Origin of the sequence: Paraburkholderia sprentiae WSM5005, assembly GCF_001865575.2 — a bacterium.
Classification (GTDB): Bacteria; Pseudomonadota; Gammaproteobacteria; order Burkholderiales; family Burkholderiaceae; genus Paraburkholderia; species Paraburkholderia sprentiae.
In genome coordinates, this window is sequence record NZ_CP017562.2 from 2,288,346 (window position 1) to 2,302,010 (window position 13,665).

Annotated in this window: 12 protein-coding genes and 1 pseudogene; 4 read left to right on the top strand and 9 right to left on the bottom strand. The window is 61.8% G+C overall.

Annotated features, from left to right (window positions below; genetic code table 11):
- Positions 1–50: 50 nt before the first annotated feature.
- The 4 genes from BJG93_RS27145 to BJG93_RS27160 form a co-directional block, all read right to left on the bottom strand.
- Positions 51–680 carry a phosphatase PAP2 family protein gene (locus BJG93_RS27145; protein ID WP_231337531.1) on the bottom strand — a complete coding sequence of 210 codons (630 nt, stop codon included), beginning with the start codon at positions 678–680 and terminating at the stop codon, positions 51–53.
- Between the two features lie 532 nt (positions 681–1,212).
- A complete protein-coding gene (locus BJG93_RS27150) occupies positions 1,213–3,639 on the bottom strand; it encodes a two-partner secretion domain-containing protein (protein WP_034477990.1) in 2,427 nt (808 codons plus the stop codon).
- Positions 3,640–4,029: 390 nt separating this feature from the next.
- Positions 4,030–4,557 carry a DUF4142 domain-containing protein gene (locus tag BJG93_RS27155; RefSeq protein WP_027195172.1) on the bottom strand — a complete coding sequence of 176 codons (528 nt, stop codon included), beginning with the start codon at positions 4,555–4,557 and terminating at the stop codon, positions 4,030–4,032.
- A 247-nt stretch (positions 4,558–4,804) separates the two neighbouring features.
- On the bottom strand, positions 4,805–5,068 hold the full coding sequence (locus BJG93_RS27160) for a hypothetical protein (protein WP_027195173.1): 264 nt from the start codon (positions 5,066–5,068) through the stop codon (positions 4,805–4,807).
- A 476-nt stretch (positions 5,069–5,544) separates the two neighbouring features.
- Here BJG93_RS27160 and BJG93_RS27165 point away from each other — a divergent pair, with 476 nt between their 5' ends.
- Positions 5,545–7,011 carry a hypothetical protein gene (locus tag BJG93_RS27165; protein WP_027195174.1) on the top strand — a complete coding sequence of 489 codons (1,467 nt, stop codon included), beginning with the start codon at positions 5,545–5,547 and terminating at the stop codon, positions 7,009–7,011.
- A 268-nt stretch (positions 7,012–7,279) separates the two neighbouring features.
- Here BJG93_RS27165 and BJG93_RS27170 read toward each other — a convergent pair.
- The 3 genes and pseudogenes from BJG93_RS27170 to gcvA form a co-directional block, all read right to left on the bottom strand.
- A pseudogene (locus tag BJG93_RS27170) lies at positions 7,280–7,836 on the bottom strand (isochorismatase family protein).
- Between the two features lie 185 nt (positions 7,837–8,021).
- Positions 8,022–8,468: a GNAT family N-acetyltransferase gene (locus tag BJG93_RS27175; protein WP_027195175.1), complete on the bottom strand. Its 447-nt coding sequence runs from the start codon at positions 8,466–8,468 to the stop codon at positions 8,022–8,024.
- A complete protein-coding gene (gene gcvA, locus BJG93_RS27180; protein WP_231337532.1) occupies positions 8,465–9,451 on the bottom strand; it encodes a transcriptional regulator GcvA in 987 nt (328 codons plus the stop codon). The genes BJG93_RS27175 and gcvA overlap by 4 nt, the downstream gene beginning before the upstream one ends.
- A 154-nt stretch (positions 9,452–9,605) precedes the next feature.
- Between gcvA and BJG93_RS27185 the strand changes: the two genes are divergently transcribed.
- Positions 9,606–10,448: a DMT family transporter gene (locus BJG93_RS27185; RefSeq protein WP_027195176.1), complete on the top strand. Its 843-nt coding sequence runs from the start codon at positions 9,606–9,608 to the stop codon at positions 10,446–10,448.
- A 47-nt stretch (positions 10,449–10,495) separates the two neighbouring features.
- On the top strand, positions 10,496–11,257 hold the full coding sequence (locus tag BJG93_RS27190; RefSeq protein ID WP_027195177.1) for a glucose 1-dehydrogenase: 762 nt from the start codon (positions 10,496–10,498) through the stop codon (positions 11,255–11,257).
- 171 nt (positions 11,258–11,428) lie between these two features.
- On the opposite strand, the gene BJG93_RS27195 is transcribed toward BJG93_RS27190, so the two are convergent.
- Together BJG93_RS27195 and BJG93_RS27200 are read right to left on the bottom strand one after the other, a co-directional pair.
- The gene (locus tag BJG93_RS27195) at positions 11,429–12,028 is read right to left on the bottom strand and encodes an NADPH-dependent F420 reductase (RefSeq protein ID WP_027195178.1); all 600 of its coding nucleotides are present in this window, start codon (positions 12,026–12,028) and stop codon (positions 11,429–11,431) included.
- Positions 12,029–12,193: 165 nt separating this feature from the next.
- Positions 12,194–12,928 (bottom strand): SDR family NAD(P)-dependent oxidoreductase, encoded by a 735-nt coding sequence (locus tag BJG93_RS27200; protein WP_027195179.1) that lies wholly within the window; start codon positions 12,926–12,928, stop codon positions 12,194–12,196.
- Between the two features lie 130 nt (positions 12,929–13,058).
- Here BJG93_RS27200 and BJG93_RS27205 point away from each other — a divergent pair, with 130 nt between their 5' ends.
- Positions 13,059–13,661 carry a TetR/AcrR family transcriptional regulator gene (locus BJG93_RS27205; RefSeq protein WP_027195180.1) on the top strand — a complete coding sequence of 201 codons (603 nt, stop codon included), beginning with the start codon at positions 13,059–13,061 and terminating at the stop codon, positions 13,659–13,661.
- Positions 13,662–13,665: the final 4 nt, after the last annotated feature.

Here is a 13,665-nt window from a genome sequence, read left to right on the forward strand (position 1 = left end):
AAGAATACGAGCTTTCACTTGCACACCACTCGGCCGATTCACAGCCCGGGCTAGAACCGCTTCGCAAAGCCAACTGTAAAACCGTGCGGGAGAATCTGGACGAACAAGGGTGTCTGCCATGTCGTGCTCAGGTATCCGACCGCCGTGCCGAGCGCCCAGCCAGCGAGAACGTCCGTCTGCCAATGTGCCTGGCTTTTCACGCGTGCAATCGAATCGTAGAGCGGCAACAATTCCAGTCCCCATACCCACGGGTCACGCCGACCATAGTTGACGATGAACGGCGTCACGAAACTCGCCTGAAGGGTGACCTCGCCACTTGGAAAACTCTGTCCGCCGCTGAACCATTGGTTAGGTCCCTGGCCCGCGTTGGGCCGCTGGCGACCGAATGCGTACTTCATGCCTTGTGCAGCGACAGCCGATATCGCCGTAGCGTCGGCCGTTTGCCAGAAGGTATGGCCCAGCTCGCTGTCGTTCCCCAGCCACAGAGATCCGCCCACCGTCGTGGCGATCACGGCATATTCAAGTCCGAGCTGAACGTTGCGGTTCCATATGCCGCTCTGATCCAGAGCGACCTTGTGGTCGATCCCGCCGGCATATGCGCTCGAAAAAGCCAACGCCGTCATCGCGGCGGCACCGCACCGTCTCGCTCCTACCGTCATTTCAGAAGTGGACAATCTCATATGGACCTCGCGCGAAACGTCAGCCCTTGACGCATTCCAACAAAGAGAGGAACTGCCAGACAAGCCAACGTGCCGCGCGCAACGCATATGCCCGGGCGATAAACCACAGCTCGAACCGTAGGAAACCGGCCTGGCGGCGAATCGGTTCTGATATTCGTGGCCGGGTCGCCCATGTGCACCAATGGAAGTTCCAACGGGATCACATTAGGCGAGCCGCATACGCACTAACTTGCTCGTTCTCGCCGCTTGCCCGGTCACTCAGTGCGAGCGGTGTCCGCGTTTCGGTGCCATCACCGGGTTCAGCCAGGAAGCGTGATTTGCTCCTACCGTCACTGCGGCGCTCCCAGGTCTGCTTTGGGATAACTATCGACGCCAAGGGCAGAAATCGACTGGTAGGGTCGACATGTGGTGCGGTGGTGGTAGGTTTGCTTTGTCTGTTGCCGAACGCAAACCCGACGTTCGATCGTCCGTATGACCGCAGGGGCCAACGACCGTTGATGTCCGCGTGAGCAGCTAGCGGTCAACGGATCGGTTAATGGCTCGGTTGCCAGCGCAGGACCGGGTGAGTCGCGCCCGCCGGTATGACCCACGTCCCGGTCTCACTGAAATCCCACGAGGCGTCAAAGCTGGCCGGATTGCTCATCTGTGCGGTCGTGAGCCCGTTGGACGCCGATAGCTGCGCGCCGTACCCGCTGCTCTTCGTTCGCGTTGTCGTCTCCTTGTCCCAGTAGACGTTGGACGCGAGCGGCACTCCAGCCGGTAAGCCCTGGAAGGCGACGATGCCGCCATAAGTGCCATAATCCGGGCCCTGGAACGTTGGTCCTCTGACTTCGCCCGACGCAAACGACTGCTCGATGAGGCCGGTATTCGAAAGAGCCAGTCCCCCAGCGCTGAATGGGCCGTACACTAGCCCCGTTGCATACGACTGCGAAATCGTTCCGTCGTTAGCGCCGACCAGACCGCCACCGGAGCCATGATTGCCGCCGCTCACCGTCCCTGTCGCATAAGATTGCACGATGGTACCGCCGTTGCCACCGACGAGGCCGCCGAGCAGGCCGGCCGACCCGACGAACGCGCTGCTCCAAGAGCGCTCGATGAGGCCGACGTTGCGTCCCACCAGGCCGCCGAGCACCGCACCTTCGAACGCGCCAGAGCCGCGCTCGCCGGTAGTATAGGCGTAGGTAATCAAGCCCTGGTTCTCGCCGGCCAGAATGCCAAGCGGGATCCCGCTCGGAAAATAGATATTGGTCACGACCCGGGCGTTGGTCATCCCGACATTCCGCACGACACCGGTCGGCCCGATCGTGCCGAACAGTCCCGTCGCCGGCTGCTCGGTCGAGCTCTGATCGAACTGGGTGAACCTGTCGATCACGTGGCCCATCCCGTCGAACTGACCGGAAAATGGCGTGGTCGCATTGCCGAGCGAAGAGAAAGCGAAAGACGTATCGGTCGAACTGGCGTCGAGGTCTTTGCCGAGCGCATACGCGCCGCCGAGATCGCGCGCGATGTTCTGTAAATCGCCGACCGAATTGACCAGCTTGTAGCCGGTCACCTGGGTGACGAGACCGCTATACGGAGCTGCTGTCCACGCGCTGTTCGCCACGATCGTGCCGGGATTGTAGCTGCCGTTCATGTCGTAGAGCGCGCTGACGATGCCGGTACTTTTCGACCAGTCGATGGTCCCATCGCTAGTCACGCTGCCGCCGTTGTCGATGCCTGATGCGTCGCCGCGCAAGGTCAGGTTGCCCGCGCCGGTGTTGCCGATGGTTGTACCCGTCGCCAGGGAGACGTGGCGGTACGCGGCAAGCGTGAGCGAAGCCGGACCGGACCAGCGCAGGTTCGAAGCAACGCCCAGGTCGCCCGTCGCGCCGTTGGCGCCGGTCGTGGTGACACCGACCGAGGTGCCCGCGTTCAGGCTGCGCCGCAACGCACGCGCGGCGGCGTCATCGATCGTGAAGGCGGGCGTCGAGAGATTCCATTGGCCTGCCTGAACCGCTGCGTGCTGGCCGAACGTCAGTTGTGCCGCTTGTGTATCGACCGTTCCGCCGCTGCCGTCCGCATTGCTTGCGGCGATCTTGCCGATCTGCTCGACACGGCCGCTGTCGGCGAGCAGCCACACATGGCCGTCGCGGCTGGCCGTGCCTGTCGCACGGATGCGCGTGCCGCCGCCCGCGAGCGCATACACGTTGCCGTCGGCGGCCTGCAGGCTGATCTGCGCGGCCGCTATCCGCCCCTTGTTGACGACCGTGCCCTGACTGCCCGTCTGCACGAACACCTGCCTGCTGCTGCCCGAATCCTGCAAGAGCACCTGCCCGCCTGCGGCCAGCTCCGCCGTGCCGTTGGGCGCTGCCACGGTGCCGTGGTTGACGACTGCGTCCCGGGCTATCAGGAACACATCGCCGCCGCTCGAACTGATCCTGCCCAGGTTGATCACGCTTGCATCGGAACTGCCCGAGAGTGTGAGCGCGCTGCTGCCGGTCATGAATGCACAGTTGCAGACATCCAGGGTGGACGCGACGAAGCGGCCACCCGTGCTGATCACGCCCGACCGCCCCACGACGATGCCCTGCGGATTGATCACATAGAGGCTTCCCGTTGCACTAAGGCTGCCAAGAATGGCCGAGGGCGAGCCACCCGTTACCCGGTTCAGGGTCGCGCCGGCGCCGTTGTCAAACATCACGCTGTTATTCCGGCCGACCGAGAAGCTGTTCCAGTCAATCACACCACGCGTCGAACCTGGTTGGGTGATTACCAGCCCGTTGCCCTGGCCGGATATCGTGCCCGCGCCGGCGACATAACGGCCGCCTTGCGGAAGGCTGCCCGCCGCGAAGGCCACGGGCGTCAGGGATAGTCCAGTCAGCGAAATGCCGATGGCGAGCCAGATGTGTCCGCGGTGTCCGCGCGACTGCTGTGGACGCAGTGCGCGTCGCGCGGGCCGAGGTAGTCCTGAATGTGACATACAGCCCCCTTTTCCGCGTGCGTGCGGAATGGCTGCCAACGACCCGCAGCACCTAGCGGAAACGCGTGAGTCGCTGTGTCTGAAGAATAGCAGTCGGCGTCGCGCATGCATGCCGATATCTCAACGTTTTGCGCCTTCCTGTGAGGCGCTTTTGTGCCATCTGTTGGTGGCGGGACTTATGCTGCGCGTCGACAAGATCCGACGGCAAAATTGCGTCAAGGCGTGCGCAAAAAATGTACCTACGGGTACTACTTAATCAGGGACGCCGCCTGAAATGCATCGCCACGTGCGCAGTATCGAGCGCGTCGCACATCGGTTCGAAGCCGGCATTGTCGGCATCGACGAAGGTGCACCCGCAAGCGAGGCTGGTTCACCCGGACCCCATGGGGATTACCAGACCCGTGCCGATTGCAGTCGAATCGCATGGTCGAGATTCAATATGAAAATCACCCGCGCTCTGACGAGCAGCGCCTTCAGTTCCGCGTTTTTCGCGGAGGGAAGCAGCGTGTTGTCCACCGCATGAACCAATTGCTGGTTATATGTAACCTGTTGATAAAGGTAGTCTCCGTCGAACGCGTACTCATCGGCCGCATTCAACCTCGCGAGGTTGTCATCCCCTTCGTTCCGAAACGCCTCGCTCATCCTACTATTTTCGGGGTAGAGCATCAGCCTCTGCGTCAATTCGACGGCTGATTGATACAAGTCCCTGTGTTCTGCAATCATTTGTCCAGCGAAATTCTGGATGCTTCTTCTCTGGCTTCGGCTTAGCGCGAGGTTGCCCGCCTCGATTTCGGCTCGATTCGCGACCATGAGGATGGCGGCGATTTGCTGGTCAGTGTGTTGTGCGTGTACGTCATACATGCGCAGCGACAATGCAGCGAGTAACACCAGCGCGGCGGCTTTGCGGCTCGGGATCATCTTTCGCCTCCGGGTTCGAACCATTGAACGGACATGTCTGCTGCGGTACTGCAGTGACCGGTTGCCGTACCGTTGTAGCCGTTGCTTTCCAAGGTCCCATTTTGCGCCCGAGACGCGCAGTCGAGTGGCCTGTCTCAATGGCGGAACCGACGTTGGAACGTCCCGGCTGTAGGAAGGACGAACGCCTCTTGATGGCCGGGAGTCGCCTCAGCCGGATGTTGAGGCGTGTGCCGCGCCTCACAGCGATCTAGCGCTTCTGTCTGAGCAAGTCGAATTGGCGCTGTTGTCTCAGCGAATTCAGTTCGCGCTGCTGCCTCAGCAAATCCAGGTCGCGCTGTTGTTTCAGTAATTGGAGTTGTTCGTTCTGGAGTTCGATCTGTTGCTTCTGCGCTTCCAATTGCGCTCTATAGGCCCCCATGCTTGGGTCAGCCAGCGCTCCCTGCGGATAAGTCTGCGCGTAGGTGATGGAACAGCCAGCCGCCAATGTCGCAGCAACGATAAGTGCTTTCATGATGTCCCTCGCACGGATGCTCCTTTGAAATATCTTAGGCCAGAAAGGCCGGGCATCGGCGGGACCGACGCGGCTATCGGCGTCGTGCCTGGATAACTTCGCTGCTGCGGCAACGACGAACGGCGACTTCTTCAGCCTGCCTCAAGGTAGTGCGCGAATACAGCCGGATGTTGCGGCTAGTACGCGCGCAATGGATCCGACAGGCATGACTGCCGCTGCATTCTTCAGCTGCGCCCGGAATATCTCTTCCTCCAACCCGTTTACTCGACACTTCTCTCGCGGCATCCGATTTGCCGATTTCACCCAGTCGCATCGCCTCGCGGGTTGCCCACCGCGAGGCAGCGTCATGGTCGAGACAGGCGACCCGCTGCCCGGCCATGGACAACCCGCTGCTCAACTTTCAAAGGAGGTTAAGCCACGCATCAATACCTAACTGCAGATCTGTCCGTCGAAGCGGGTCAACCTCAGGAGCAATCATGAAATCGCTATTCAAGCCCCGCAGCTTTAGACCACTGGCTTCTCGAGCTGCCAGTCTGTCCGCTGCCGCCTTCATCGGCGCGTTGGCCGCAGGCCAGGCACGCGCGGAACAGCCGCCGCCACCTTGCCATCCGAATCCGAACGCTGCCGCTGACGGCGCGCTGGTGCGTCAGCGCGGCGACATCGCGCACCTGCCGGATTCGCTTCAGGATCTTCTCGAAAGGATGGCCGAGCGGCCCCATAGCTATTTGCCCATTCAGGCCTTTGCCGAGGCCGACAAACCGAGCCAGTTGTTCCAGTACTACCTGCTGTCCACAGCAGGATTCGAACCCAATCCGTTCACGGCACGATTCCCCGGCATCAACGACAAGGCGATGCTGACGGCAAGTGGCGCCGACTGCGGCTTGCCAACCATCGGTGCCGTGCGCGTCGTGGTCGAACCGAAGCCTGGGCTGCCCACTGATCCGAACAACGTTCGCGCCTTCATCGATGTATTTACCGACCTCTCATATCTGTTTGTGATTAACAACGAAAGCGGTTGGTATGAGGGCTGGATGATCCACGATTTACACGTGCCGGATATCGCACCACCCCGACCCGACGGGCACGCCCAGTTCGGCACGATGACAACCGCGGACGCGGCCGCCTTACATGCGATGGGCACACACAACAACGTGCCAGACCGGCTATTCACAATGGATGGCAGGGCACCGCATTTCCCCGACGCTTCTGATCACTTTCCCGACCGCCAGACCAATGTCGTGCCGATCCAGCTAAGCATGGGGGCGATTAACTGCATGCAGCAGTCTGATTGTCACGGCTACTGGGAATTCAATTACACGACCAACTGGATCCATCCACTCTACGAGTTGCCTTTTACCGGCGGTATCCCCGGTACTTTTGAGGCGGGCAAACTTGGCGCGCTCTCGTCACTGATTCCGGGCTCAGGACCGGCAGGCGTGAAGAACAGTCCGATCGACTATGGTGACGATCCGAACAATGCGGCTCCGCTGGGTGGTGCGGGTCCGCGCGACCCCGACCGATTCGACGCGGACGTCGATAACCAGCGGGAATACCGTCAGCGCTTCATCCCGAGCGGACTGGCCCACGAAATTTACCTGGACACCTATGTACGCGTGGCATCGTTCGAGCCTGGCACGCCATTCCCGCAGCGCTTGTACGACGCCTATGTGGCCGAAGTCAGACGGGTCGATACCAATGGCGACGGCGTCATATCGGCACGCGAGGGAGACGTGGATACTGCCAGCGATGGGTTCCCGGACAATTCCCGCCTGTTCTTACCGGCGACTTCGTTCCGTCGCTTTGCCGTGACGCGCGAAATCAATGACGGTTTGCTGGCACCGCGGTTCGCACCCAGCCAGCGGGCCTGGGTACTGACTGGTGCCGCCATGACCGTCAACCCGCCTCGGCCGGCGTCTGCAGGTCGCGACGCCGACGACCGTTGAAGCAACTCGTCGACCTGACGGGCTGTCTTCTGAGCTGCAAGAGGCGTTCAAACCGTATCGTGCGCTCTCCAGGTAGAGAATAGGGCTGCCCAAAAGGCGGCCCTATTGTTGTCCGCCTTCCGTTGATGCTCATCATTCAACGGAAAAGAGTCGGTCGCGGACAGTCTCGCTTTCCTGCTGGAGTGCTATGGCCACGATGCTGCTGTGGCCCACGAGGGCGAAACTGCGCTCAGGCTTCAACATGCCGAGCCTTCACCGCAGTACTGGATCAAGCTGCTGCGAACTCCGTCTGCAGAACGTCGGCGAGGGGAAGCACCTTAACGCGTCTGCCGGACATCGACGAGTTCGCCCAGACGAAGTTCTGGTGTTCAACGATCTTGTCTGCGGCGAGATGGGGCTTGTTATGCGTCGTATGAAGGTCGGACACAACAATGGTGCGCAGGTCCAGCAGTTCGGCCCGACGTGCAGTCGCGTTCACGCAGAACTCCGTTGCATAGCCGCACAACAGCACGCTGTCGATGTCTTTTTGCCGGAGTTGCTCGGCAAGCGAGGTGTTATGGAACGAATCGCCGACGATTTTATAGATTGAGCCGTCACGCCGTTCGCGGACCAGCGCGGCAGGCAATTGCCACGCGTCGCTGCCGTGGGCCAGCGGCCCGTCCGCGTCGCTCTCGTGCTGCACGAAAAAGACCGGCGCATTCGCCCGGCGCGCTGCGTCCGTGACCGAGTTAATGCCATGATCACTTCGCTCGCGCGATAGGCGGCCGCCGGGCCGCTAAAGAACATTTGCTGTACGTCGATGACGATGACGGCAATACCGGACATGCGAGCCTCGCAATGGGTTGGTCAACGGGGGAATCCGACGGCGGCAGTCGCGCAAGCCGTCGTCTCCGAGAGACTCGATAGCATAGCCGAGCAGGTGATAAGGTGGATCGCGAACATGATCATTCGAACTTCTATAGCCGACACCAGCGACAGGCCGTGCCCGTCAGCCAATGCAACCTGGCTGTCTAGATTGGTGCGCTTGGCTGGCGCACGTAGTAGACGTCCCATTCAGCTTCGTCGGTCTGTATGAAACCATACCGCCGGTAGAAGCGGTTCGAATCACTGCAGCGTAAAGCACTCAGGCGGATTGGCATGCGGTGCGCGTCGGCGTTCGCAAAGACATCCCGCAAGACCGCTGCGCCGATTCCTTTCCCTTGGTGCTCCGGCAGGATGTACAGGTGGTCCAGGAGCCAGTGGTCTGCCAGTGGGCGAATCAGGATAAAACCTGCCTGGACGCCATCGACCGCTATGAATCGACACAGCGCAGGGTCGAACGACGCGAGGAAGCGCTCGCGAGCTCGTCGCGGGTCGAACCGACCGATTCGCTCCAAACTCTCGCGCATCGCTGCGATACGAATAGCAACCAGTGTCTCGGCATCGGATTGGGTCGTAGTTGCGAAAGAGATGTTCATTGGGAACGCGTGCTGAGCAAGGGAATGCGTCGGCGATCCTTGCCTCTTCGAGTGCTCACGCCAGAGCAGTGGCCCTGAGCCGCCCTCCGCGTTGATGAACACATGCCCTCCTGCTCCAGCCACGAACGGAACAGCACGACGAGTTCATCGCCAGCCTTGGCGTCGGCGACATAAGTGCAATAGCTGCGCGACGGCAGCCGAGGACCGTCGAACGGTGCCACAAGCCGGCCAGAGGCGAGATCGTCGGATACCAGCGCAGTAGGCCCCATCGCGATGCCGATTCCGTCGATGGCCGCCTGCAACGTGAGATAGAAGTGATCGAAGGTCAAGGTGGCGGCCGGCCGCAACGCGGGAATCTGCGCGCTCGCCAGCCAGTCGGGCCAGAGCCGCGGAAGGCTCGACGTATGCAGCAACGTGTGTTGCCGCAAATCTTCCGGCACTCGAAGCGGCAGGCGCTCCAACAGCGCGGGGCTACAGACTGGCAAGCGCTCCTCGGAGAGAAAGGGGCGCATCGAGTAGCCGTAGAACGTGTCCGGACCGCCACGGATCACGACGTCGTAGTCCTCCTTCAGACTCTCGAGTGGCTCGTTCGACGTCTGAACGTCGACCTCCACGTCCCGATGGGCGGCGCGGAACTTCGCGAGCCGTGGCACCAGCCAACGCAACATGAACGTGGCGGGCGCGTTTATCGAGAGCGTCCGCGACACCGTTTCCGGCACACCGTAGCGCGCCGTCGCCTGCGAGAGCTGTTCGAACAACGGACCGACTTTCTCCAGATAGGCCTTCGCCGCCGGCGTCAGCTTCACGCACCGGTTGTGCCGTTCGAACAGCGAGGCACCCAGCCACGTTTCGAGCAGGCGCACGTGCTGGCTCACGGCGCCTTGCGTCACGTGCAACTCCGCGGCGGCTTCCTTAAAGCTGCCGAGGCGGCCCGCTGCCTCGAAGGCGCGCAGGGCATTGAGTGGAGGCAAGACCCTTTTCATCGACAAGACGTTGGCAAGACCGTGGCAAGAGTTTTTCTAACGCGAGTTCCCAATTTATCTGGTTTGTTAGGGCCCAACAAGAGAGATATTCTTCTCGGTGTAGTGCTGACTCCTCTCCCGCTCCGCTTGTCTGCCTTATCGGCCCGAAACCCAGATGCTCAGTTACACCGGCGGTATCGTGCTCTTTGCGGCCGTGCTCCACGCCAGCTGGAACGCGATGCTGCACGGCAACCGCGACCGGTTCTGGTCCATGACCTGGATGAGCATCGCCATCGCGGCAGTGTCGGTGCTCGTCGTACTGTTCAATCCGCGGCCGGCCAGCGCCGCCTGGCCCTGCATCGTCGCGTCGGGGTTCGTGCACCTCTTCTACAACGTGAGCCTCGTGCGCTCGTATCGCCGCAGCGACCTGGCGCTGGCCTATCCCATCGCGCGCGGCTCGTCGCCGCTGCTCGTCGCACTCGGCGCGGCGCTCTTCGCGCATGAGGCGATCGGCCCCTTGCACGCGCTCGGCATCGCGATGGTGTCGGGCGGCATCATCGCCATGGCGTTGCTGGGGCGTCAGGTATCGCGCGCGGGTGCGCTCGCCGCGCTGACGACCGGCGCGACCATTGCGCTCTATACCGTGATCGACGGCATCGGCGTGAGGTTGTCCAACTCAGAGCCGCTCAGCTACACCGCCTGGATGTTCCTGTTCTACGCGCTGATGCCCGTGCTGTTCATCGCAACGCGCGGGCTCGCCGCGCTTTGGACACCCGTGCGCGCCGAGCGGCTTTCGGTCGGCTTGTCGCTCGTGGGCGGCCTCGTCTCGCTTGCCGCGTATGGCATCGTGATCTGGGCGCTGCAGTCGGGCGCGATGGGCGCGGTCTCGGCATTGCGCGAGACCAGCGTGGTGTTCGCGCTGCTGATCGGACGCGTGTTTCTGCGCGAAACGGTCAGCGGAACGCGCTGGCTCGCCTGCCTCGTTGTCGCGGCCGGCGCGGTTTGTCTGGGGCTTTGAGGTCCCGGCCCCGAATCGTCTTTCCATTCCCCATGAAGGTTCGCTCGATGAATACCGTCTCGCAGGCACCGCTCATTCTGATCACCGGAGGAAGCCGCGGCGTAGGCGCGGCAACGGCCCGTCTTGCTGCCGCACAAGGCTACGACGTGGCGATCAGCTACGTCTCCAACGAATCCGCTGCGCGTGCGGTGGCCGCCGATGTGGAAGCGCTGGGCCGTCGCGCTTTAGCGATGCGTGCGGATAGCGCGGACCCGGAGCAGGTCGCGCGCCTGTTCGCCGCAATCGATCGGGACTTCGGCCGCATCGACGTGCTGGTCAACAACGCTGCAATCATCGCGCGGCAGTCCCGGCTGGAAGGCCTCGCGTTCGAGCGGATGCAGCGCATCTTCGCGGTCAACGCGATCGGCCCGATCCTGTGCGCCCAGCAAGCCGCCAAGCGGATGTCCCTGCGTCACAACGGAGGGGGCGGCGTCGTGATCAACGTATCGTCGACATCGGCCCGGCTCGGCAGTCCAAACGAATATGTCGACTACGCTGCGTCGAAGGGCGCCGTCGAGACATTCACGACCGGTTTTGCCAAAGAGGTCGCGCGAGACGGGATACGCGTGAACTGCGTTCGCCCCGGGCACATCTATACCGAAATGCACGCAAGCGGCGGCGAGCCGGAACGCGTGGATCGCGTCAAGGATTCGATCCCCTTGGGCCGAGGCGGGCAGCCCGACGAGGTAGCGCGGGCCATTTTGTGGCTAGCAAGCGCCGAGGCTTCGTTCGTCACCGGCGCGTTTCTCGATGTGACTGGCGGTAAGTGAGCAGCAGGCGAAGGCCAGGCAAGCGGTGCTCTGCGGGAACGCGGCATAACCCGCAGCTTCGCGTTCCCTGCAGCATCGGAAGGGATGCGTACACGACCCGGGCCTAGCTGTGCCCGAAAGAACACGTTCCTTCGCGGGCCGCGAAAAAGCCTGGAAATCCGGCACGCGCTGCTATCTGAACTTGACGAGATCCTTGAAGATCAGTTGAGCCCAGCTATTGCCCTTGGCCTGGACCAGCAAGCCGCCATCCTTCAGCGGTCCTAGCGCAACCGGTGCGAAACCGAGTTGTTCGGCCAACGCCGCGACCGGCGCCACCGCAGTTTCGTCATCGCTCGACAGAAACACGACGCGGCTGCCGCCGTTCACGTTCGGATCAGCGGCCAGAACGGCAGCGGGCAGATGGTTGAAGCCCTTGACGAACCTCGCGCCGGCAAACGCTTTGGCGACCACGGCGGACGACGGCAGACCATCCAGGTCCGCAACGGCAACACCGTAAGCATTGGTCGTATCGATGATCGTCTTGCCCTGCCAGGTTGCGATCTGCTTCGCGACTTCGCGATGTTCCCAGAACGGAACCGCGAGGAAGATCGTGTCGGACGCGATGGCCTCCTGCAGCGTCCTGGGGACAACGGTGGGGCCGATCGCTCGTGCCTGCTGAATCAACGTCTCGGGAGGGCGCCGGCTGGCGACGGTCACGTCAATGTTCTTTCGTGCAAACGCCCGGGCGAGCGCCTGGCCCACCGCGCCAAAGCCAATAATCGAATAACTCATGCGAACTCTCCATTCAAGGGGATCAACTGCGGACCCATGTCACGAAACCGCTGGACAAGCACCGAAATCAATCCCGTCTATTGATACGGATTCCATATCGATCAGCAGATATCGAATCAACTCTGTCAAGCTGAAAGGCCCTTCTACCTGCGTTTCGGCGCGACGTCAGATAGCCGCGGTGCCGCCGTCGACATACAACTCCACCCCATTCACGAAGCTCGAATCGTCCGAAGCAAGAAACAGTGCGACCGTCGCGATTTCCTCGGGATTCCCCATTTTTCCGCGCGGGACCAGGGATTCGAAATACCGCTTCGTCTCCTCATCGAAAAGTTGCTCCTGAATCGGTGTGGCGATCTGTCCCGGGCTCAGCACGTTCACCCGAATCTTCCTGCCCTTCAGTTCGTTGAGCCACCCGCGTGCGAACGCGTGCAACGCCGCCTTGCTCGCCGAATACACGCTGAAACCAGGAAAGCCCTTCACCGAAGCAATTGACCCGGTCATGAAGATCGATCCGCCATCGTTGAACAGCGGCAGCGCCTTCTGAACCGTAAACAGCGTGCCGCGCGCATTCAGGTCGAAGGTCGCATCGAAGTGCTGCTCGGTAATCTCGCCCAGTAGGACGGCTTCGCCCGTGCCAGCGCTCGCGAACAGGATGTCGATCTTGCCCTTTTCCCGCTTGACCGTATCGAACAGGCGGTCGAGGTCGTCGAGATTGCCCGCGTCGCCGCGCACGCCGGTCACGTTCCGGCCAATCAGCTTGACGGCCTCGTCCAGCGCCTCCTGCCTGCGACCCGTGATGAAAACATAGGCGCCTTCTTCAACGAACAGCTTGGCGCTTGCCAGCGCCATGCCGCTCGATCCGCCCGTAATGACTGCAACCTTGCCCTCAAGCTTTCCCATGACTTCTCCTTTCGCGGTGTCGGACAGCGGCTCTGTTCCCATTTGCACAAATCCGCTGTATCTTGTGGATCACTGATCCATATCCTGAACTGCAATATATGGATCAGTGATCCACTTGTCAAGGAAAGCCATGCGAGCCGACGCCAGAAAAAACTACAACCACCTGCTTGCCGTCGCGCGTGACGTCGTCAACGAGAATGGCGCCGATGCGTCCATGCGAGACATCGCCCGCCGGGCCGACGTGGGATTGGCCACCGTCTTGCGTCATTTCCCGACGCGAGAAGCTTTGTTCGAAGCGTTGCTGCGCGCGAATCTGGACGCACTGACGCAAAAGGCAGGCGAACTCGAAACGTCGAGTCCGCCGGGCGAAGCGCTCGTGTCCTGGTTTCGCGAAGGGGTCGCATTCGTCCATAGCTATAGCGGCGTTGTCGCGCTGATGGCGAGCGCCCACGCGGACCCGGAGTCCGCGCTTTACGCTTCATGCGCAGCGGTGCATTCAGCGGGCGAGCGACTACTGCAACGCGCTCAGGCCGACGGAACGGCGCGCGCCGATATGGATGGGGTAGACCTGTTCGCCCTGATGTCGGCACTCGGCTGGGTCGTCGACCAGTCCTCATTCGAGTCACGGGCCGATCATCTTTTTGACATTATCGCGAGCGCCATCCTGACCAGGCGGCCGAGCAACGACGTCGAGGAGGCAACGGTTGAATCGCCCGGCGGTCCTGTCCGATGATTTT